Raw genomic sequence first — 19,408 nt, 5'->3', positions numbered from 1 at the left:
CGTTTAAGTTCAAGTTTGTTTTCGATACCGACAGGTGTCGGCGGAAGAAAACGTTTTTGCTCCGATCGCCAAAGCGATCATCGCTATATTTCGTTGACGTTTTGCTGTTCAGTTTTCAAGGTTCATGTTGTCACTTGTTTTGGCGACTTTTGTATCTTACCACCTCTCATTCATGAATGTCAACACGATTTCATAAATTTAATTGAAGAATTATTTTTTGCATTAAGAGAGGTAGGATAACTATTGAAAAGGAGATATGTTTTCACCCTGTGTATTGTGTTCAGTATCATATTTTTTATTCAACCAAAGGAACAATTTTTTTCTGTGTTCCGAGTAACGGATGAACCTGATGTTATCGCCTCGGGTAATAATGGAATGACGTTAACTGTTGATCTATCCTTCGGTCGAGAAGATGTTGAAGAATGGATTACGAACTTAGAATCGCCTTATCCCCTTTTGTTTTTAGATGCAGATTGGATTGAACGTTCTCCAAAAACCGTAAATCTTATCATAGAAAAGAAAATACCTGTTGGGTTGCTTGGTAGCAAAGGAGAGATGTATTTAGAAACTCCGGATTTATTGACAAAAGAAATAAAAAAATACGAACAGGCTTTTGAAAGCAAGCCATTATGGTTTCGAACAGCAGACTATGACTTTCCATCTGAACTGAAAGAAAATGTGTGGGATCATGAGATGAACTTAGTGAGCGCATCAGTTTTTTGGACAACTGGAGATTTCCCGAAAATCTCACAGGGTGATATCGTCAGCGCAGCACTTCACAAAGAACAACGAGTAAATTTCAAAAAATTACAAGCGTTTCAAAAAGCTTATCCATTCCAAACAATAGAAGAAACTCTGTTCGCCTTTAAAACGAAAACAAAGACGTATCCATAAAAACCGGTAACTACTCTATTCGGAGAATCTGCTACATAAATTACAACCAAGGTGGGGAAAATTCTAACTGAGATTCCCCTTTTTCTAACTGAGACTATGATTATTCTAATCAAGAACACCATAATTCTAACTGAGCGACGATTCACCCACAAAGCAATACCCGTCAAGCGCTAGCGTGCGGGGCAATTCAGATCTTTAAAAAACGAGTTGGTGCTGCCCGCTTCGCTTCCGCAGCTTTTGATGTGGGCGTATACTTTTTTAACAATTACAACTAAGATGGCGTTTTTTCTAACTGAGATCGACAAAATTCTAACTGAGACTACGATTATTCTAACCAAGATCGCCATAATTCTAACTGCGCGACGATTCACCTTCAATATAAAAACAGAGCTTGCACCGGAAAATGGTGCAAGCTCTGTTTTCTATAATATATCCTTACGCTTTTGCAGCATCTGCACGCGCTTTGCGACGTTTTTCTAAATTAATGCGATCAACTTCTGATTTGGCATTATATTTTGGTAATTTTAATAATTGATAGGCATTGACCGCTAATATTGGGAATAATAATAACGCAACCCAGCTATCAATGTTATTTTCTCTTACCATTAACACTGGTAACCACTCGAGTGTTGTTACGACAATCATGAAGAATAATGCTGAAATGAACGCTTGTTTGTTTGTCCATTTTGCTTTGAAGTAAGCAACGATTAAAGCTGTTGCCAGTAAAAAGACTAGAAGCCCTAAGTATAGGAATAACTGATTGTTCGTTTCTGCACTAGGCATGAATCGGAAAACAACTAAGTCAAAAATAACGATCGCAATGATCAATAATTGTACCCAGTTCCAAAGGCGAAGCGATTTAAAAATATTTACGCCAAACTGATGAACTGTTAAATATGCAAAAAAGCCCATTTGGCTAACCACACTCATTGTAAATCCAACAATCACCATCCACAGAAATGCAGCTGAAAATTCGCCGTATTCTCCACTAGACAAATAAGGTGCAAAAGCATCTTCCCAACGAATAATTAATCCAAGTACACCAGTGACTATTCCACCTATCATGAGTGCCTTGAAGAAAAATATAAACCAATTTCGAATCGTCACAGCATTAAATCCTCCGTTTTTCACGAGTTTCTTCTTTAATTGTATCAACGTATTCGTAAAAAATCTATTTTACGTAAGGTTATCTACATAATCTACGCTATTTTGTGAACAATAAATGAAAAGCTGCGTACGAGAAGAGAGGGATAATATGCGAAAATGGTCGATTCTTTTGATTTTATTGGTATTAGCAGGGTGTAATGGCGCTCCACAAACGGCACCTTCTTATGAGGAAACAAAGAAAATGATGACGGATGCTTTGCAAACGGAAGACGGGAAAAAGGTCATGAGACAAATGCTATCTGATCCCGAGTTTCGCGAGTTATTAGTGCTTGAACACGACGACGTACAAAAATCTATTGAAGGAACTCTTCTTTCAGAGGATGCGAAGAAATTTTGGAAAGATACCTTCAAAGACCCAAAATTTTCGGAGACGTTCGCCAAAAGCATGAAGGAGCAGCAGCAAGATATTATGACTGAATTAATGAAGGATCCTGCTTTCCAAAAAGAAATGGAGACTTTTTTTGGTCAAGCAGAAATGCAAAAGCAGTTAGAAACCATTTTACAAGCTCAAACTATGCGTAAGGAAATTCAAGAAATTGTTCAAGAAACCATTGATAGCCCGCTCCTAAAAGCGAAATGGCAAGAAATGGTGAAGTCCGCTGGGATGACCGCTGAAGAAGAAGGTGGTAAATCTGGAGGTGGAGGCGGAGGCTCGGAAGGTGGCGAACAGAAAAAGGCTGAAGGTCAATAATCAATAAAACCCCACTCGCATATAAGCAAGTGGGGATTCTTGATGACTATTTTGTTGTTTTGTTGATGACTTTTGTTGCAATTTCTAAGTAAATCTTTCCGGTCGGATGTTCTTCTGCATATACCGAAGGCGCAAAATCCGCTTCATTCCAATCCGGTTGACCTAAAGGAATTTGACCAAGTAATTCCGTGCGAAGTTCTTCAGCTAGCTTTGGACCTCCGCCTTTGCCAAATACATATTCCTTTTCATTTGAGTTTTTCGATTCAAACCACGCCATATTTTCAATAACACCCAATACTTCATGGTCTGTTTGTAACGCCATTGCACCTGCTCGAGCAGCAACAAATGCAGCAGTAGGATGTGGTGTTGTTACGACGATTTCTTTAGATGACGGAATCATTTGGTGAATATCTAATGCAACGTCACCAGTTCCTGGTGGCAAATCTAACAGCAAGTAGTCTAGGTCTCCCCATTCAACATCTTTGAAGAATTGGTCTAGTACTTTGCCTAACATCGGACCACGCCATACGACAGGAGCATTATCTTCTACAAAGAATCCCATTGAGATCACTTTGACACCAAAGCGTTCCACTGGAATAATGCTTTCTCCACGAATGACCGGACTTTGTTGAATGCCCATCATGTCAGGAACACTAAATCCATAAATATCCGCATCTATTAAGCCTACTTTTTTCCCTAGACGTGCTAAGGCGATTGCTAAGTTTACAGATACCGTTGACTTCCCAACGCCACCTTTACCTGATGCAATCGAAATGAATTCGACTTTGTTCAACGGAGATAACAAATCTTGTGCGGCTGATTCTGTTGCCGTACCACGGAATTTAGCTAACACTTCTTGAGGCAACTCTTCAAAGCGAATACCAACTGTTCCAAATCCAGCTTCTTTAAGTGCATCTACCACTTTCATTTGCAGTTGCATTTGTTCTGCGGTATTAACTTTAGCGATCGCAATTTTTACACTCACATGATTCTTCTCTTCTTTTATGGACACTTCTTTAAGACCATCTGTTTCGAGTAATGTTTTATGTAAAAAAGGGTCTTGTAGTTGCCCAATCAGTTCTCTTACTTGTTGTTCATTCATCAATTTTGAGACACTCCTTCTATGTACATTTCGTCCTATAGTATATCATATCTAGATTTAGTAAGTTGCGTCGTAGGATTCTCTTTCAGGACAATACATATTATGAGCATCTTGTGCTTAAGTAGAAATTATTGAACTTCCCCATTCACATACATTTCGATCCCATCCGCGATCGCTTTGGCCATTTGGTTTTGATAGTCTTTTTCGGTAAGTAGTTTTAATTCTTCAGGATTACTTAAAAACCCGGTTTCTACTAAAACTGCTGGAACCGTTGCTTTTTTTAATAAATACACTTGTTTAATGGCTAATGCTTCTCGCTCTGTATTTCCAACTTGCTCGCGAATCGAACCTTGAATGGCTTTAGCCACGGCCGCTCCTTCAACATGGCCATCCTTGTGATAGAAAACCTGTGCGCCTCTCCATCTCGCTTCTGGAACAGCGTTCACATGCACACTGATAAATAGATCAGCATCTGTGTTTGTAATCATTTCTTCACGCAGTTTTAAATCTGCCATCTTTCTTGCACGAATGGTTGGAAATGTTGCTTTTGGATTATGTTCTTCTAATGCATCCCCACTTTGAGAACGCGTCATGACCACGACAGCACCTTGTCTTTTCAACTCTTTTTCAAGCGCTTTTCCTAAGGCCAAGGTAATATCCTTTTCAATCACTTCTCCAACAGATGCTCCTCCATCAATTCCTCCATGACCAGGGTCCACTACAACTTTTATTCCTGCTAATGGGGCTGGTAAAAAGAATGCACGATCAGATGCTTGCGTTTCATACACCACTACGGTTACCGACAAAACCATTAACAATAAAATTGCAATCCATCGTTTCAACGCTGCGACACCACCTTTTACACTCACTATACGTATGTCCATTCCGAACTATGAGCAAAAGTGTCAAGCCTTCGTTATATTATTTTACTGGTAATTCATCTTCTCTTAAGTCCAGGTAAAGTGAACCATCTGATTCCACTTCTGCATAGAATACTTGTTCCACCGAATTCACCCCGTGTTTGACTAGTTGTTTATGTAGCCATTCCTCAGTCAATCCTACTCCATGTAAATTTTTCAATACTACCTTGCCATCTGCAATGATTGTACTAGGCATATATTTTGGGGTACCCGTTGGTGCTTTTACATCCTGTTTTGTTGCAGATTGCTGTGATACCTTTTTAAATACACTTAGTTCCCCATTGGTTTCGAGTACTGCGAAGTGAACATCCTTAACTGAAAAGATGCCTTGTATTCTCAGCAACATATTTAAATCCCCTATTGGTAGACGGCTTTTTTTAAGTGCATTTTCTAAAATTTTGCCTTCTTTAATGACAATTAACGGCTTATCATCTAATAGCGACTTTGCTCTATTGGATTTTATTGAAATAAAACTGACTAAAATTGTTAGTAATGACCACCAAATTAGCGAAGTAATAGCGTTTAAATAATGAGTGTCGTCATGTGCAGCAATCTCACCAGCAATGGATCCAATCGTAATGCCTGTAATGTAGTTAAAAAACGTCAGTTGACTCAATTGCTCTTTCCCCAAAATTCGAGCCAGTCCAAGAAGGACAGAAAAAGTTACGGTCGTTCTAATTAGCATTTCAACAAAACTATAGTCGTCCAAATTCATATGGTTGACTCCCCTCTACATAAAGACTCAACCTCTATCTTTTCCTGAATCAATCTTGCTTATTCATAGAGATCATTTGGGGAATGAACAGAATACAAACCATTTTTAAAGAAATAACATACTCTAGACTTAGGGGGTTCTACTTTGAGAGATGATCAATTTCATAATAAAATCAATTCTTCCTATACCCTTCATGATTTATTAAAAGGGAAAGACCTTGAAATCATTACAGCTTCCTTACTTCTTCTTGGAAAATTAAAAGTGGATTACGTGTCGCTGTTTCGAAATACACCAGATGTATCTGTCACGTTAATTGGTAAATACAAAAAAACGAAGGAAGATAAGGCGAATAGTCTAACCGAGTTTTTAAACGAAAATGGAGATATTACAATGGACGAGGTTTTTGAAGCGTTAAGTAAGCGAATGAATAATAAAGGGACGTGAAAACATGCATAAAAGTAACTCTCTAACTAGAGGCGAGTTTGATGGAGTTGGATTTATAAATGGGGTTTTGCTCTTAATTTTAATTTCGCTGTTGGTTTTTGGCTCCACCGATTTATCTGACGTATCAGTTCCAAGTGTGAATATTCCTTAACAATTGAATTGCCCATTATTTCCTGGGCAATTTTTTTCTTTTTTTGAAAAAATTTTTGTACCAAATTAAGTATTTTCAAATACTGATTTACGAAACTTATTAATACGATTAAAAAGCCCTACTTCTTTTGAAGTGGAGCTTTTGGTATTTCACTTTAGTTTCCGTTCATTCGTTTACAGTAAATATTGACGTGGTGTGCCATAGAAAAATACTTGTTGATATTGCGGATAAGTGGATTCGAAGTATATAAATATGGGTGCATCAAGTAGTGCGGGGTAATTTTTATAAAACTGAAGGTCACCGTTAACAATGCCTTTTAGAGCAGTTGCCATTTCTTTTTTAAATATATTATAACGAATGCCTGCAATCATTTCACCAAACTCTCCACCGTCTACATAGGCTTTCCCTATTAAGGTAAAATGCCTGTGCTCATCTGTTTTCCATTCACCAAGTACTTCATCTCTCATTTTTTGATTGATGGCTTTGTCGTTATAAACATTGCCAATATCTAAAAATAACTCACCCGTAAGATCAGAATGTGTAAGCGTGTATTTTCTTCCTTCAACAGGTTGGACGAATGTGGCTGGTGGTATAAGATTCACAGATAATTTTTGAGGGTCAAATACAGACATATATCCTCTCCTAGCGTCTTCCTTGATAATTAACAGGCACTTTTCACACATGACTGACCAAACTTCTCGTAAATGATTGTTTATTACCATATGGAGGCGATATGAAGATTGTTCAGTAGAAAAAATTTAAAACACAAAAAAACCCCAACCAAAATGGTTGAGGGTTTTTGAAAATCCGAAGATTAACGTTTTGAGAACTGAGGTGCACGACGAGCGCCTTTAAGACCGTATTTTTTACGTTCTTTCATGCGTGAGTCACGAGTTAACAATCCTGCAGATTTCAATGCTGGACGGAAATCAGGATCTACATGAAGTAGTGCACGAGCAATACCATGACGGATTGCGCCTGCTTGACCTGTGTATCCACCACCATTTACATTTACATGAACGTCATAGCTACCTAGTGTTTCAGTTGCTACTAATGGTTGTTTAATAATTTCGCGTAATGTAGCAAATGGTACGTAGTCTTCTACGTCACGTTTGTTGATTACGATATTACCTTCGCCCGGTACTAAACGTACGCGTGCAGTTGAACTTTTACGACGACCTGTGCCGATATATTGAACTTGTGCCAAGGGTATGTCCTCCTCTTTAATTATCCGCGAAGCTCATAAGCTTCTGGTTTTTGTGCTGCATGTGGATGTTCTGCTCCAGCGTATACGTGAAGCTTCGTGAATGTTTGACGACCTAAAGAGTTTTTAGGAAGCATTCCTTTGATTGCTAATTCAAGCATTTTTGTTGGGTAGTTAGTACGCATTTGTAAAGCAGTACGTTTTTTCAAACCACCAGCAAATTGTGTATGACGGTAGTAAATTTTGTCTGTCAATTTCTTACCAGTCAATTCGATTTTCTCAGCGTTGATAATGATCACGTGATCACCTGTGTCAACGTTTGGTGTGAATGTTGGTTTGTTTTTACCACGTAAGATAGCAGCTACTTCAGAAGCTAAACGACCAAGAGTTTGGCCTTCTGCGTCTACTACTAACCACTTACGCTCTACTTCGTGACCTTTAGCCATGAATGTTGTACGCATGTATTTTGTCCTCCTAATTCAATCTAATCTGATTTAAAATTTTCTTATATCATCATCAACAACAAGTTTCGGGGCTTATTGTGGGGTTAATGAAATACCATGTGTCATCATATAACGCCAGGCATAAAAAGTCAAGGATTTTTTTCAAAACACCTGGACGTGTTGCTTCATTCCCCATAACTCACAGTTTCTAAGTATAAACCGTGTGCAGGTGCCGTTTTTCCTGCTTGTTTGCGGTCCATTGCCTTCAACATTCGCTCGATTTCAGCTGGCTCTCTTCGTCCAATGCCAATCTCCCACAAATTCCCCGCAATGATGCGAACCATATTGTACAAAAAGCCATCACCTTCAATGACTAAATGCAATTCTTGCATGTCTGTTTGAATCAAATCTAATCTCGTAATTGTTCTTACCCGATCTACTACCTCTGTGCGAGCTGAACAAAAACTAGTAAAATCATGTGTTCCTAAAAATAGCTTAGCGGCTTTACGCATTTTTTCTACGTCAGGTTTTATTCCAGGCATATGAACGACAAAATTCCGAGTAAAAGGATTTTGAATATCAGCTAGGCTCCATTTGTAACGATATACCTTACCAGTTGTCCCATATCGTGCATGAAAATCTGGCGAAACTTCTGACACATTTAGAATGCGAATGTCATCCGGTAATTGCGTGTTTAAAGCTCGTTCCCAGCGTTCTACCGGAAAGGTTAACTCAGTATCAAAGTGAATCACTTGACCCAATGCATGGACGCCTGCGTCGGTTCTTCCGCTAGCAACAACCTTTGTGGTCTTCCCTTTATGCATTTTGGTTAAAACGCGTTCAATTTCTAATTGTACGGTGCGCTTTTCAGGTTGCACTTGATAGCCGGCAAAACCAGAACCATCATACATTATTACTGCTTTCAATCGTCTCAAGTTCTGTTCCCTCCTACGAGCGCAATACCCAAAGAATGCCTGCCATAACAATGAGTAATAGCATAATGGTCGTATCACGCCAATCCCATTTCAATTGGCGATAACGTGTGCGTCCTTCTCCTCCACGGTATCCTTTTACTTCCATTGCTACGGCTAAATCCTCCGCACGCTTAAAAGCACTTACAAATAAGGGAATAAGTAACGGCACGACCGCTTTTATCCGTTCCTTGATGGAACCAGAGGTGATATCGGACCCTCTAGCCATTTGTGCCTTCATAATCTTATCTGTCTCATCCATTAATGTTGGAATAAAGCGTAACGAAATTGACATCATTAATGCGAGTTCATGTACCGGCAATTTAAAACGTTTGAACGGATTCAATAGAACTTCCATGCCGTCTGTAATCGAAATGGGTGAAGTAGTTAACGTTAAAATAGATGTCATCAAGACCAATACTAAAAATCGTAATGAAATAAAAATACCTTGTCTCAAACCTTCTTCATACACTTCGATAAATTGCCACTTCCACAACAAATCCCCTTCCTTCGTAAAGAAAATATGCAGAAGAAAGGTAAAAACAAGTAAGAATAAGATCGGTTTTAATCCATTTAATAAAAAATACAAACGTATTTTCGATACGAAAACGGTAAGCAAGGTAAAACCAAGCAACAAACCATAGGTAACGGCATTATTTGCTAGAAACACGATGGCAATAAAAATAAATACAAAGATTAACTTAGAACGTGGATCTAATTTATGAACAAATGAGTCCCCTGGAATATAGCGACCAAAAATCATTTTCTCCATCATAATTGCGCACGCCCCTTCTGACTAGCAAGGGCTATCTCAGTTGCGAGCATTTCTTCAGTTAAACAGACTCTAGACAAAGAATGACCAAGTAACGATTCTATTTTCCTTTGGAATTGAACAGCACGAGGTGCTTCTAAACGATAGCGTGCAAGGCGTTCTTCATTCCCAAAAACGTCTGCTGCTGAAGCGTTTAATACACAAGTTCCTTCATGCATGATTGCTACCTGATCGGAATACCGGGCAGCATCTTCCATCGAGTGCGTTACAAGTATGGTAGTTAAGCCTTTTTCTCTATGTAACTGATGAAACAGTTCCATGATTTCTTGGCGCCCACGAGGGTCTAAACCGGCCGTTGGCTCATCTAATACCAATACGCTAGGTTCCATTGCTAAGACCCCTGCAATGGCCACACGACGCATTTGTCCTCCTGATAAATCAAAGGGTGATTTCTCTAACACATCTGACGGTAGTCTTAACTGTTCGACTAAAACTCTTGCACGTCTTTCAGCCTCTGTAGCAGAAACCCCAAAATTTAACGGACCAAACATAATGTCCTTTAAAACCGTTTCTTCAAAGAGTTGATGTTCAGGGAATTGAAACACAATGCCAATCTTTTGACGAACCGGACGGATATGCTTCACTTTCTTACCTGCTTCAATCGTTAAGTCACCAAGTTTAATTGTACCTTCAGACGGTTTTAGCAATGCGTTTAAGTGTTGCAGCACCGTTGACTTCCCTGATCCTGTATGACCGATGATGGCTTGATAACTTCCAGATTGAATGGTTAAGTCCACATCATAAAGAGCGCGTTTCTCAAATGGTGTCCCTTTCGCGTAGGCATAGCCTACTTGTTGAAGTTCGATGTCCATAAATCATTCACCAACTCTTCTTCTGACATGTGATTCCCTTTTACCTCTACTCCCTGATTTCTCAAAAGTTGACTCATTTTCATCGTAAAAGGCAAATCCAAACCTAATTGAACCAATTCGTCTCCCCGTGCAAATACTTCTATAGGTGTACCTTCTGTGTACTTACGACCTTCATTCATTACCAAGATTCGATCCGCTAGCAAAGCTTCTTCTAAATCATGTGTAATGGATAGAACAGTTAAGTGGGTTTCCTCACGCAGTCTTCTGACGGTTGATAGCACCTCATGACGTCCTTGCGGGTCCAACATGGAAGTTGCCTCATCGAGAATGAGAATTTTTGGTTTTAAGGCAAGTGCACCAGCAATCGCAACACGTTGCTTTTGACCACCCGATAAGTGATGTGGTTCTCGATCTAAAAATTCATCCATTTTCACTTGAGCAAGTGATTCATGAACACGTCTAATCATATCTTTAAACGGAACTCCGTTATTTTCCAAAGCAAATGCGACGTCATCTTGAACAGTGGCTCCAACAAATTGATTATCGGGATTTTGAAACACCATGCCCATTTGAGAACGTATCGCCCAAAGGTTTTCTTCATTCAGCGACTCACCTAAAATACGGACTTCTCCACTCTCTGGAAATATCAATCCGTTCATGAGTTTCGCTAATGTGGATTTCCCTGATCCATTATGTCCAACGATGGCAATCCACTCCCCATCGTTAACGGTAAACGAAATGTTATCAACTGCTTTTCGTTTATCGACTTCTTCTGGTGTATATGTGTAAGAAATATTTTGTAAGGATAGAATCTCGTTCATGTGTATAACCTCCTCTAACTCAACTAAGCTCATCTCTTTGTATTCTCTCATGTTGATGATCAAACAAACAAAACAAAACTCTTGTAAATTGACAGATTCATGAATACCGAATAGTAAATCAATTATATCAGTCAAATAAAAAAGCGCGCACCTCATTCAGAGAAATGCGCTCTTCTATCTTTGTTTCGTATTCGGTTGCTCAGACCGTCTACGTGAATGAGGTGCGTAGAGCTAGACGAGACGCAATCGATAAAATCGATCCGCTCATTGTAACGCTCAGCTTTTCATTATGTCGTATAAATCTTTTTAAAAAGAAGAGGGGGGCTTCTCAGCAATACCCCTCTTCATAATGTGATGAATTAAACTAATTCAATTACTACAACAGGTGCTCCGTCTCCACGACGAGGTCCCATTTTCATGATACGTGTGTAACCGCCTTGACGTTCAGCGTAGCGTGGTGCTACATCATCAAACAATTTTTGCAAAGCATAAACTGTTGATTCATTGCCTTCTGCGTCAGAAGTAGTTGTTAGTTCACGACGGATATATGATGCAGCTTGACGGCGTGCATGCAAATCTCCACGTTTACCTAAAGTAATCATTTTTTCAACAACTGAACGTAATTCTTTAGCACGAGCTTCTGTCGTTTGAATACGCTCATTGATGATTAAGTCAGTTGTTAAGTCACGTAACATCGCTTTACGTTGAGAACTTGTACGACCAAGTTTTCTGTAACCCATAGATGTTTACCTCCTTTGTTGAATATTGGATCTGTCTATATCAAACAAGTCGCTTAGTCTTCTTTGCGTAATCCTAAGCCAAGATCGTCTAACTTCGCTCTAACTTCTTCAAGTGATTTACGTCCAAGGTTACGTACTTTCATCATGTCGTCTTCTGACTTGTTAGCTAACTCAAGTACCGTATTGATACCAGCGCGCTTCAAGCAGTTGTAAGATCGAACAGAAAGATCAAGCTCTTCGATAGTCATCTCTAAGACTTTTTCTTTTTGGTCTTCTTCTTTTTCGACCATGATTTCAGCAGTTTGGGCCTCGTTCGTCATCCCTACAAAGATATTTAAATGCTCTGTTAAAATTTTCGCCCCTAGCGAAATCGCCTCTTTCGGACCGATGCTGCCATCTGTCCACACATCAAGAGAAAGTTTGTCGTAGTTCGTCATTTGACCAACACGAGTATTTTCTACTTGGAAATTGACGCGTGAAACTGGAGTATAAATAGAGTCGATCGGGATCACGCCGATAGGAAGATCCTCACGTTTGTTTTGATCAGCAGGAGTGTAACCGCGGCCGCGTTGTGCATACATACGCATACGCAAATGACCGTTTTTACCGATTGTTGCAATATAGAGATCAGGATTTAATATTTCTACATCACTGTCATGTGTAATGTCAGCTGCTGTAATCTGTCCATCACCTTTAACATCAATCTCTATGACTTTTTCTTCATCAGAGTAGATTTTAAGAGCAAGTTTTTTCACATTCATTATAACTGTAGCAACATCTTCAACTACGCCCTCAATAGTAGAGAACTCGTGAAGCACGCCATCAATTTGAATAGAAGTTACTGCAGCTCCTGGTAAAGACGACAACAAAATACGACGTAGTGAATTACCTAATGTGTTTCCATATCCACGCTCAAGCGGTTCTACAACAAACTTGCCAAATTTGGCTTCTTCGCTGATCTCAACCGTTTCAATCTTTGGTTTTTCAATTTCGATCATTCATTTACCCTCCTTCAAAACATCGAATGTATAGGTTCGTTCCATCATGAAATCGATAGTACTAGACTTATCGGTGATTGCACAACTCAGTTTGTACAAGAAATGATGTTCTCAATCAATTAAATTGAGACGCACCTATTACACGCGACGACGTTTTGGCGGACGGCAACCATTATGTGGTACAGGTGTAACATCTTTGATTGCTGTAACGTCAAGTCCAGCAGCTTGAAGTGCACGAATTGCAGCTTCACGACCAGCACCAGGACCTTTTACCGTTACTTCTAACGTCTTCAAACCGTGCTCCACAGATGCTTTCGCAGCTGCTTCAGCAGCCATTTGCGCTGCAAATGGAGTTGATTTACGTGAACCTCTGAAACCAAGTGAACCAGCACTTGACCAAGATACCGCATTTCCTTGCATGTCTGTAATCGTTACAATTGTATTATTAAATGTAGAGCGGATGTGAGCAATACCGGATTCGATATTCTTTTTCACACGACGCTTACGTGTTTGTTGTTTACGTGCCATGTTAAGAAGAAACCTCCTTTACCGATTATTTTTTCTTGTTAGCAACAGTTTTACGAGGACCTTTACGCGTACGCGCATTGTTCTTCGTATTTTGACCGCGCACAGGTAAACCGCGACGGTGACGGATACCACGGAATGAACCGATTTCCATCAGACGCTTAATGTTTAATGATACTTCACGGCGAAGGTCACCTTCTACCTTGTAAGCACCGATTGATTCACGGATTTTATTCAACTCGTCTTCTGTAAGATCACGAACGCGTGCATCTTCAGAAACGCCAGCATTAGCTAGTACCTTTTGAGCAGTTGTTTTACCGATTCCAAAAATATATGTTAATGAAATTATAACGCGTTTATCGCGCGGAATGTCAACACCAGCAATACGTGCCATGTGTGTCGTGCACCTCCTTCAAATTAGCCTTGTTTTTGTTTATGTTTCGGATTTTCACAGATTACCATTACTTTACCGCGTCGGCGAATTACTTTACATTTTTCGCAGATCGGTTTCACAGATGGTCTCACTTTCATCTAACCCAACCTCCTTGTTAGTCCGGAGTGCAAAAGATTATTTAAAACGGTATGTGATACGACCGCGAGTTAAATCGTAAGGAGAAAGTTCAATTGTGACTTTATCTCCAGGTAGGATGCGGATAAAATGCATACGAATTTTACCAGATACATGCGCAAGAATCGTGTGACCATTTTCCAATTCTACCTTAAACATCGCGTTAGGCAAAGTCTCAACAACTGTTCCTTCGACTTCAATTACATCGTCTTTCGCCATCAACCCTGTCTCCCTTCTGTATAAAAAATCAGGTTCTCATCATCAAATCAAACGGAATGAGGTACCAATTAGAGTTCTAAAGAGCTCTATTCGTTTCAACATATGTTTGTTTTGCATGAGAAATGTTCGAAAGACACTCGTCAGGCTTCGCTTCTGGCAACCTACGGAGTAGACTGACCCGGGTGAACCTGTCTCCCTCATGTAAACACGACCGCTCGGAATGCCTTGGATGAGTTCCACCATATCCGTTACACAGATGCTTCCACGAAACCCATTATACCTTGCCAGAACTAGAAATGCACGAAAGGACAAAGGGATCCTTTTAACCATAACAGATCTTATCCTGCCAACCGTATAGCGGGCACAATAGCTTTTGCAGCTCTCGAAATAAATTTCGTTCACAAGCGTGCCGCTAGGTTCAGCTGCGGTTGCCCTCTAAAAGAGCGTTCAAATCAGCAAATACCTTATGAATGTCTTGCTGACCGTTTATATTTGTTAGTACACCTTTGTTGCCATAATAGTCAAGCAAAGGTTGCGTTTGCTTCATATTTACTTCCAGACGGTTTGTGACCGTTTCCGGATTGTCATCCGCGCGCTGGTAAAGCTCGCCTCCATCTTTGTCACATTCCCCATCTTTTTGAGGTGGGTTAAAGACTAAATGGTACGCAGTGCCACATACTTTACAGATGCGACGCCCCGTTAGACGCTTAATCAACTCTTCTTGCTCTACTTGAATATTCAATACGTGTTCTACGTCTTTGTTCAAATCAGACAAAAGCGCATCAAGTGCTTCTGCTTGAGGAACAGTTCGTGGGAACCCGTCCAATAAAAATCCATTTTCACAATCAGGTTTGCTTAATCTTTCACGGACAATACCGATCGTTACTTCATCAGGTACTAATGCACCTTCATCCATAAACGCTTTGGCTTTAAGGCCTAGTTCCGTACCACCTTTTATAGCTGCGCGGAACATATCGCCTGTAGAAATATGAGGGATTGCGTACTTCTCAACAATTTTATCTGCTTGAGTGCCTTTACCTGCACCCGGCAGACCCATTAAAACGATATTCATACGTTTTGCCCCCTGCTACAATTTGCAGGTTGAAGGAACGAAAACGTTCCTAAAACCAACTTTTATTTCATAAAACCTTTGTAGTGACGTTTTACAAGCTGAGCTTCAAGTTGTTTCATTGTTTCCAGTGCAACACCGACAACAATTAGTAAACTTGTTCCACCGATTTGTGCAGATGCTGGAAGACCAGCAAAGTTAATGAACAAGATCGGCATAATGGATACTACAGCTAAGAAAATCGCACCTACGAAAGTTAAACGATACAAAACACTCGTTAGATAGTCTTGTGTGTTCTTCCCTGGACGAATCCCTGGAATATAAGCACCTTGCTTCTTCAAGTTATCTGCAACGTTTTCAGGATTCACTTGTATAAACGCATAGAAATACGTAAATGCAACGATTAAAGCAACATAGATGAGCATGCCCACCGGTTGAGAGTAATCAAAAGTGTTCTGAATGAAATCCGTTACACTATTCTGTCCAAAGAAGGTAGAAAGCGTTTGTGGTGTAATGATAAATGCAACCGCAAAGATCACCGGAATAACCCCAGCAGCATTCACTTTTAACGGTAAGTGTGTTTGTTGACCACCAGTTTGACTGCGGCCCGCAACACGTTTTGCATATTGGATAGGAATTTTACGCAACGCTTGTTGAACATAAATTACTCCTACAGTAACAGCAATAATCGCTAAAACTAAAAGTGCCATGATCGCAATACGGATGAATAAATCATCACCAGCGCCATCAATTTGTTGTGCATAGATTTGGTTAGCAGCTCCAGGAATCGCAGCAACGATACCAGCAAAGATAATAATGGAAATACCATTACCAACACCTTTAGCGGTAATTTGCTCAGATAACCAAAGTAGGAACGCTGTTCCTCCTGTTAACACAATCGCAATCACAATATACGTTTGTATGCCATCGTCTTTAATTAAAGATCCGCCATACATGCGGTTAAATCCGTATGACATAGCAATCGCTTGAATGAACGCTAACACGATTGTAAAGTAACGTGTGAACTGAGCAAGTTTACGTCTTCCGACTTCACCTTGTTTCGCCCACTCCGTGAACTTCGGTACAACATCCATTTGTAACAACTGTACAATAATCGATGCTGTAATGTATGGCATAATCCCCATTGCTAAAATCGAGAAGTTAGCAAGGGCACCGCCACCAAATGTATTCAAGAAACCAATTAAACTAAATTGGTCTGTCGCTTGCAGAACTGCAGCGTCGACGTTTGGTACTGGAATGAAAGTTCCAATACGGAAAACGATTAACATTAGAAGTGTAAAAATGATTTTATTTCGTATATCTCTCACGCGCATAAAGTTGGAGATCGTTTGAAACATTATACCACCTCAGTTTGTCCGCCCGCTGTCTCGATTGCTTCTTTTGCTGAAGCAGAGAACTTGTGAGCTTTAACAGTAAGCTTTCTGTCAAGAGATCCGTTACCGAGAATCTTGATTCCAGCTTTTTCGCTGCTCACATAACCAGTTTCAAGAAGCAATGCAGGTGTTACCTCTGTACCTTCATCGAAACGGTTTAATGTATCAAGGTTCACAATAGCGTACTCTTTACGATTAATGTTCGTAAATCCACGTTTTGGTAAGCGACGGAACAATGGGTTTTGACCGCCTTCAAATCCTGGACGAACACCTCCGCCAGAACGAGCGTTTTGACCTTTATGACCTTTACCTGCAGTTTTACCATTACCAGAACCAATCCCGCGACCTTTACGTTTACGTACTCCACGTGATCCTTCTGCTGGTTTTAACTCATGCAATTTCATAGGGTGACACCTCCTTATTCTTAAACTTCTTATAGTTCCTTAACAGAAACTAAATGAGCGACTTTTTTAACCATCCCACGGATAGCTGCATTGTCAGCGTGCTCAACTGTTTGATGCATTTTACGTAATCCAAGAGCTTCTACTGTTTTGCGTTGATCTGGTTTTGTACCGATAACGCTACGAGTGAGGGTAACTTCTAGTTTGTTTGACATGTCATTTCCCCCCTTAACCTAACAGTTCTTCTACTGTTTTACCGCGTAATTTAGCAACATCTTCTACACGTTTTAATTCTGTTAATCCTTGGATAGTTGCACGGACCATGTTAATTGGTGTGTTTGAACCAAGTGATTTAGAAAGAATATCTGTAATACCAGCAAGTTCTAATACCGCACGAACCGGGCCACCAGCAATTACACCAGTACCTGGAGCAGCAGGTTTAATTAGAATTTCACCAGCGCCAAAGTTACCGATGATTAAGTGTGGAGTAGTACCACGAACCATTGGCACTTCGATCAGGTTTTTCTTCGCATCTTCAACTGCTTTACGGATAGCATCTGGAACTTCTTGTGCTTTACCAGTACCAAATCCTACGTGGCCGTTTTTGTCACCAACAACAACCAATGCAGAGAAGCGGAAACGACGTCCACCTTTTACAACTTTAGCTACGCGGTTAATAGTAACAACGCGTTCTTCAAGTTCAAGTTTGTTTGGATCAATGTGACGCATGAAATGTGTCCCTCCTTCTTCTTAAAATTCTAAGCCATTTTCGCGAGCAGCTTCAGCTAAAGCTTTAACGCGTCCATGATATAAGTAACCGCCACGGTCGAATACAACAGATTTGATGTTTTTTTCCGTAGCACGTTTAGCGATTGATTCACCGATAGCTTTTGCAGACTCTACATTACCTTTACCATCGAAATCTTTTTCCATAGTAGAAGCACTTACAAGTGTTACACCAGCCACGTCATCGATTAATTGCGCATACAAGTGTTTGTTTGAACGGAATACGTTTAAACGTGGACGTTCAGCAGTACCCGTAATTTTAGAGCGTACACGAGCATGACGTTTTTTACGAACTTGATTTTTATCTTGTTTCGTAATCACAGAGGTCACTCCTTTCTAATGCTTAAGCAGCATTATTTACCTGTTTTACCTTCTTTACGACGAACAACTTCGCCTTCATAACGAATCCCTTTACCTTTATAAGGCTCTGGTGGACGTACTTGACGGATGTTTGATGCTAAAGCACCAACGCGTTCTTTGTTAATTCCTTTGATGCTGATCTTAGTGTTTGTAGGAACTTCTACAACTAAGCCATCTTCAGGAGTGAATTCAACTGGATGAGAGTAACCAACATTCAATACAAGTTTTTCTCCTTGTAGAGAAGCACGATAACCTACACCAACTAATTCAAGATTACGTTCGAATCCTTTAGATACACCCTCAACCATGTTTGCAAGCAAAGCACGAGTTGTACCATGAATAGTACGGTGTTCTTTTGATTCAGAAGGACGTGTTAATGTAACAACGTTCCCTTCAAGCTCTATTTTAATATCTGCATTAAAAGTACGAGTAAGCTCGCCTTTTGGACCTTTTACAGTTACTTCGTTGTTTTTACCGATAGTAACAGTAACGTCTGCAGGAACCTCAATTGGTTTTTTACCTACACGAGACATTCTTTTGCACCTCCATTCGTTTGTTGCTTATTACCAAACGTAAGCTACGATTTCGCCGCCAACTTGTTTAGCGCGAGCTTCTTTGTCAGTCAATAGACCATGAGAAGTTGAAACCAAAGCAATACCAAGACCATTTAATACTCTAGGCACCTCATCAGTTTTCGCATAAACGCGAAGACCTGGTTTTGAAATACGTTTAAGACCAGTAATAACGCGTTCGTTGTTTTGACCGTATTTTAAGAAAATGCGAATGATACCTTGTTTGCTATCTTCAACGTATTCTACGTCACGAACAAAACCTTCACGTTTAAGGATCTCAGCGATCTCTTTTTTCATGTTTGAAGCAGGTACTTCCAGTTTCTCGTGGCGAACCATGTTCGCGTTACGAATACGTGTAAGCATATCTGCAATCGGATCTGTCATTGTCATTACATTTACCTCCTTCCCAATTTAGGGGATTACCAGCTGGCTTTTTTAACGCCAGGAATTTGTCCCTTGTAAGCAAGTTCACGGAAACAAATACGGCAAAGTTTAAATTTACGTAAGACCGAATGCGGACGACCGCAACGTTCACAACGTGTGTAAGCTTGTACATTATGCTTTGGCGTGCGCTTTTGTTTAGCGATCATTGATTTTTTAGCCACGTTT

Annotated in this window: 30 protein-coding genes and 1 pseudogene; 4 read left to right on the top strand and 27 right to left on the bottom strand. The window is 40.0% G+C overall.

What is annotated here, in order from left to right:
- Both AC3EA5_RS02985 and AC3EA5_RS02980 read left to right on the top strand, forming a co-directional pair.
- A partial coding sequence (locus AC3EA5_RS02985; protein ID WP_488607008.1) for a hypothetical protein occupies positions 1 to 240 on the top strand: 240 nt, incomplete at its 5' end.
- Between the two features lie 84 nt (positions 241 to 324).
- Complete coding sequence (locus AC3EA5_RS02980; protein WP_488607007.1) at positions 325 to 894, top strand: hypothetical protein; 570 nt, start codon at positions 325 to 327, stop codon at positions 892 to 894.
- A 435-nt stretch (positions 895 to 1,329) separates the two neighbouring features.
- Here AC3EA5_RS02980 and AC3EA5_RS02975 read toward each other — a convergent pair whose 3' ends face one another.
- Entirely contained in the window at positions 1,330 to 2,001 is a 672-nt protein-coding gene (locus tag AC3EA5_RS02975; protein ID WP_488607009.1) for a KinB-signaling pathway activation protein, read from the bottom strand.
- Positions 2,002 to 2,149: 148 nt separating this feature from the next.
- Here AC3EA5_RS02975 and gerD point away from each other — a divergent pair, with 148 nt between their 5' ends.
- Positions 2,150 to 2,752 carry a spore germination lipoprotein GerD gene (gene gerD / locus AC3EA5_RS02970; RefSeq protein ID WP_488607006.1) on the top strand — a complete coding sequence of 201 codons (603 nt, stop codon included), beginning with the start codon at positions 2,150 to 2,152 and terminating at the stop codon, positions 2,750 to 2,752.
- A 46-nt stretch (positions 2,753 to 2,798) separates the two neighbouring features.
- Here gerD and AC3EA5_RS02965 read toward each other — a convergent pair whose 3' ends face one another.
- The 3 genes from AC3EA5_RS02965 to AC3EA5_RS02955 all read right to left on the bottom strand — a co-directional run bounded on the left by AC3EA5_RS02965 (position 2,799) and on the right by AC3EA5_RS02955 (position 5,489).
- Complete coding sequence (locus tag AC3EA5_RS02965) at positions 2,799 to 3,857, bottom strand: Mrp/NBP35 family ATP-binding protein (protein ID WP_488607005.1); 1,059 nt, start codon at positions 3,855 to 3,857, stop codon at positions 2,799 to 2,801.
- A gap of 125 nt (positions 3,858 to 3,982) precedes the next feature.
- Positions 3,983 to 4,696: an N-acetylmuramoyl-L-alanine amidase gene (locus AC3EA5_RS02960; protein ID WP_488607004.1), complete on the bottom strand. Its 714-nt coding sequence runs from the start codon at positions 4,694 to 4,696 to the stop codon at positions 3,983 to 3,985.
- 79 nt (positions 4,697 to 4,775) lie between these two features.
- Positions 4,776 to 5,489: a YetF domain-containing protein gene (locus AC3EA5_RS02955; protein ID WP_488607003.1), complete on the bottom strand. Its 714-nt coding sequence runs from the start codon at positions 5,487 to 5,489 to the stop codon at positions 4,776 to 4,778.
- A 144-nt stretch (positions 5,490 to 5,633) separates the two neighbouring features.
- Here AC3EA5_RS02955 and AC3EA5_RS02950 point away from each other — a divergent pair, with 144 nt between their 5' ends.
- Positions 5,634 to 5,933, top strand: a complete 300-nt coding sequence (locus AC3EA5_RS02950; RefSeq protein WP_394191176.1) for a hypothetical protein — start codon at positions 5,634 to 5,636, stop codon at positions 5,931 to 5,933.
- Between the two features lie 324 nt (positions 5,934 to 6,257).
- On the opposite strand, the gene AC3EA5_RS02945 is transcribed toward AC3EA5_RS02950, so the two are convergent.
- The 23 genes and pseudogenes from AC3EA5_RS02945 to AC3EA5_RS02835 all read right to left on the bottom strand — a co-directional run bounded on the left by AC3EA5_RS02945 (position 6,258) and on the right by AC3EA5_RS02835 (position 19,404).
- On the bottom strand, positions 6,258 to 6,716 hold the full coding sequence (locus tag AC3EA5_RS02945) for a staygreen family protein (RefSeq protein ID WP_488607002.1): 459 nt from the start codon (positions 6,714 to 6,716) through the stop codon (positions 6,258 to 6,260).
- A 182-nt stretch (positions 6,717 to 6,898) separates the two neighbouring features.
- A complete protein-coding gene (gene rpsI / locus AC3EA5_RS02940) occupies positions 6,899 to 7,291 on the bottom strand; it encodes a 30S ribosomal protein S9 (protein ID WP_488607001.1) in 393 nt (130 codons plus the stop codon).
- A 20-nt stretch (positions 7,292 to 7,311) separates the two neighbouring features.
- Complete coding sequence (rplM, locus tag AC3EA5_RS02935) at positions 7,312 to 7,749, bottom strand: 50S ribosomal protein L13 (protein ID WP_269926761.1); 438 nt, start codon at positions 7,747 to 7,749, stop codon at positions 7,312 to 7,314.
- Between the two features lie 167 nt (positions 7,750 to 7,916).
- Positions 7,917 to 8,666 (bottom strand): tRNA pseudouridine(38-40) synthase TruA, encoded by a 750-nt coding sequence (truA, locus tag AC3EA5_RS02930; protein WP_488607000.1) that lies wholly within the window; start codon positions 8,664 to 8,666, stop codon positions 7,917 to 7,919.
- Between the two features lie 13 nt (positions 8,667 to 8,679).
- Positions 8,680 to 9,477, bottom strand: a complete 798-nt coding sequence (locus AC3EA5_RS02925) for an energy-coupling factor transporter transmembrane component T family protein (RefSeq protein ID WP_488606999.1) — start codon at positions 9,475 to 9,477, stop codon at positions 8,680 to 8,682.
- A complete protein-coding gene (locus AC3EA5_RS02920) occupies positions 9,474 to 10,346 on the bottom strand; it encodes an energy-coupling factor ABC transporter ATP-binding protein (protein WP_488606998.1) in 873 nt (290 codons plus the stop codon). The genes AC3EA5_RS02925 and AC3EA5_RS02920 overlap by 4 nt, the downstream gene beginning before the upstream one ends.
- Positions 10,322 to 11,167 (bottom strand): energy-coupling factor ABC transporter ATP-binding protein, encoded by an 846-nt coding sequence (locus AC3EA5_RS02915; RefSeq protein WP_488606997.1) that lies wholly within the window; start codon positions 11,165 to 11,167, stop codon positions 10,322 to 10,324. The genes AC3EA5_RS02920 and AC3EA5_RS02915 overlap by 25 nt, the downstream gene beginning before the upstream one ends.
- Positions 11,168 to 11,526: 359 nt before the next feature.
- Complete coding sequence (gene rplQ / locus AC3EA5_RS02910) at positions 11,527 to 11,907, bottom strand: 50S ribosomal protein L17 (protein WP_394191189.1); 381 nt, start codon at positions 11,905 to 11,907, stop codon at positions 11,527 to 11,529.
- Positions 11,908 to 11,960: 53 nt separating this feature from the next.
- The gene (locus tag AC3EA5_RS02905; RefSeq protein WP_394191191.1) at positions 11,961 to 12,905 is read right to left on the bottom strand and encodes a DNA-directed RNA polymerase subunit alpha; all 945 of its coding nucleotides are present in this window, start codon (positions 12,903 to 12,905) and stop codon (positions 11,961 to 11,963) included.
- Between the two features lie 138 nt (positions 12,906 to 13,043).
- Entirely contained in the window at positions 13,044 to 13,433 is a 390-nt protein-coding gene (gene rpsK / locus AC3EA5_RS02900; RefSeq protein ID WP_394191193.1) for a 30S ribosomal protein S11, read from the bottom strand.
- Positions 13,434 to 13,458: 25 nt separating this feature from the next.
- A complete protein-coding gene (gene rpsM, locus AC3EA5_RS02895; RefSeq protein ID WP_394191195.1) occupies positions 13,459 to 13,824 on the bottom strand; it encodes a 30S ribosomal protein S13 in 366 nt (121 codons plus the stop codon).
- A 23-nt stretch (positions 13,825 to 13,847) separates the two neighbouring features.
- Positions 13,848 to 13,961 carry a 50S ribosomal protein L36 gene (gene rpmJ / locus AC3EA5_RS02890; protein ID WP_000868344.1) on the bottom strand — a complete coding sequence of 38 codons (114 nt, stop codon included), beginning with the start codon at positions 13,959 to 13,961 and terminating at the stop codon, positions 13,848 to 13,850.
- Positions 13,962 to 13,998: 37 nt separating this feature from the next.
- The gene (infA, locus tag AC3EA5_RS02885; RefSeq protein ID WP_016429904.1) at positions 13,999 to 14,217 is read right to left on the bottom strand and encodes a translation initiation factor IF-1; all 219 of its coding nucleotides are present in this window, start codon (positions 14,215 to 14,217) and stop codon (positions 13,999 to 14,001) included.
- A gap of 85 nt (positions 14,218 to 14,302) precedes the next feature.
- Positions 14,303 to 14,496: pseudogene (locus AC3EA5_RS02880) on the bottom strand (type I methionyl aminopeptidase); the annotation flags it as partial.
- Positions 14,497 to 14,635: 139 nt separating this feature from the next.
- Positions 14,636 to 15,289: an adenylate kinase gene (locus AC3EA5_RS02875; protein ID WP_488606996.1), complete on the bottom strand. Its 654-nt coding sequence runs from the start codon at positions 15,287 to 15,289 to the stop codon at positions 14,636 to 14,638.
- A gap of 62 nt (positions 15,290 to 15,351) precedes the next feature.
- On the bottom strand, positions 15,352 to 16,644 hold the full coding sequence (secY, locus tag AC3EA5_RS02870) for a preprotein translocase subunit SecY (RefSeq protein ID WP_488606995.1): 1,293 nt from the start codon (positions 16,642 to 16,644) through the stop codon (positions 15,352 to 15,354).
- Positions 16,644 to 17,084: a 50S ribosomal protein L15 gene (rplO, locus tag AC3EA5_RS02865; RefSeq protein ID WP_394191202.1), complete on the bottom strand. Its 441-nt coding sequence runs from the start codon at positions 17,082 to 17,084 to the stop codon at positions 16,644 to 16,646. The genes secY and rplO overlap by 1 nt, the downstream gene beginning before the upstream one ends.
- 29 nt (positions 17,085 to 17,113) lie before the next feature.
- Entirely contained in the window at positions 17,114 to 17,296 is a 183-nt protein-coding gene (gene rpmD / locus AC3EA5_RS02860) for a 50S ribosomal protein L30 (RefSeq protein WP_394191204.1), read from the bottom strand.
- Positions 17,297 to 17,309: 13 nt separating this feature from the next.
- Entirely contained in the window at positions 17,310 to 17,810 is a 501-nt protein-coding gene (gene rpsE, locus AC3EA5_RS02855) for a 30S ribosomal protein S5 (RefSeq protein WP_394191206.1), read from the bottom strand.
- Between the two features lie 21 nt (positions 17,811 to 17,831).
- The gene (gene rplR / locus AC3EA5_RS02850; RefSeq protein WP_394191208.1) at positions 17,832 to 18,188 is read right to left on the bottom strand and encodes a 50S ribosomal protein L18; all 357 of its coding nucleotides are present in this window, start codon (positions 18,186 to 18,188) and stop codon (positions 17,832 to 17,834) included.
- Positions 18,189 to 18,220: 32 nt separating this feature from the next.
- On the bottom strand, positions 18,221 to 18,760 hold the full coding sequence (rplF, locus tag AC3EA5_RS02845) for a 50S ribosomal protein L6 (RefSeq protein ID WP_394191210.1): 540 nt from the start codon (positions 18,758 to 18,760) through the stop codon (positions 18,221 to 18,223).
- A gap of 30 nt (positions 18,761 to 18,790) precedes the next feature.
- A complete protein-coding gene (rpsH, locus tag AC3EA5_RS02840) occupies positions 18,791 to 19,189 on the bottom strand; it encodes a 30S ribosomal protein S8 (protein WP_394191212.1) in 399 nt (132 codons plus the stop codon).
- 29 nt (positions 19,190 to 19,218) lie between these two features.
- Positions 19,219 to 19,404, bottom strand: a complete 186-nt coding sequence (locus tag AC3EA5_RS02835) for a type Z 30S ribosomal protein S14 (protein ID WP_016429895.1) — start codon at positions 19,402 to 19,404, stop codon at positions 19,219 to 19,221.
- Positions 19,405 to 19,408 lie beyond the last annotated feature (4 nt).

It is taken from the genome of Paenisporosarcina sp. (genome assembly GCF_057785155.1).
This window is presented reverse-complemented; position numbering and strand designations above follow the sequence as displayed.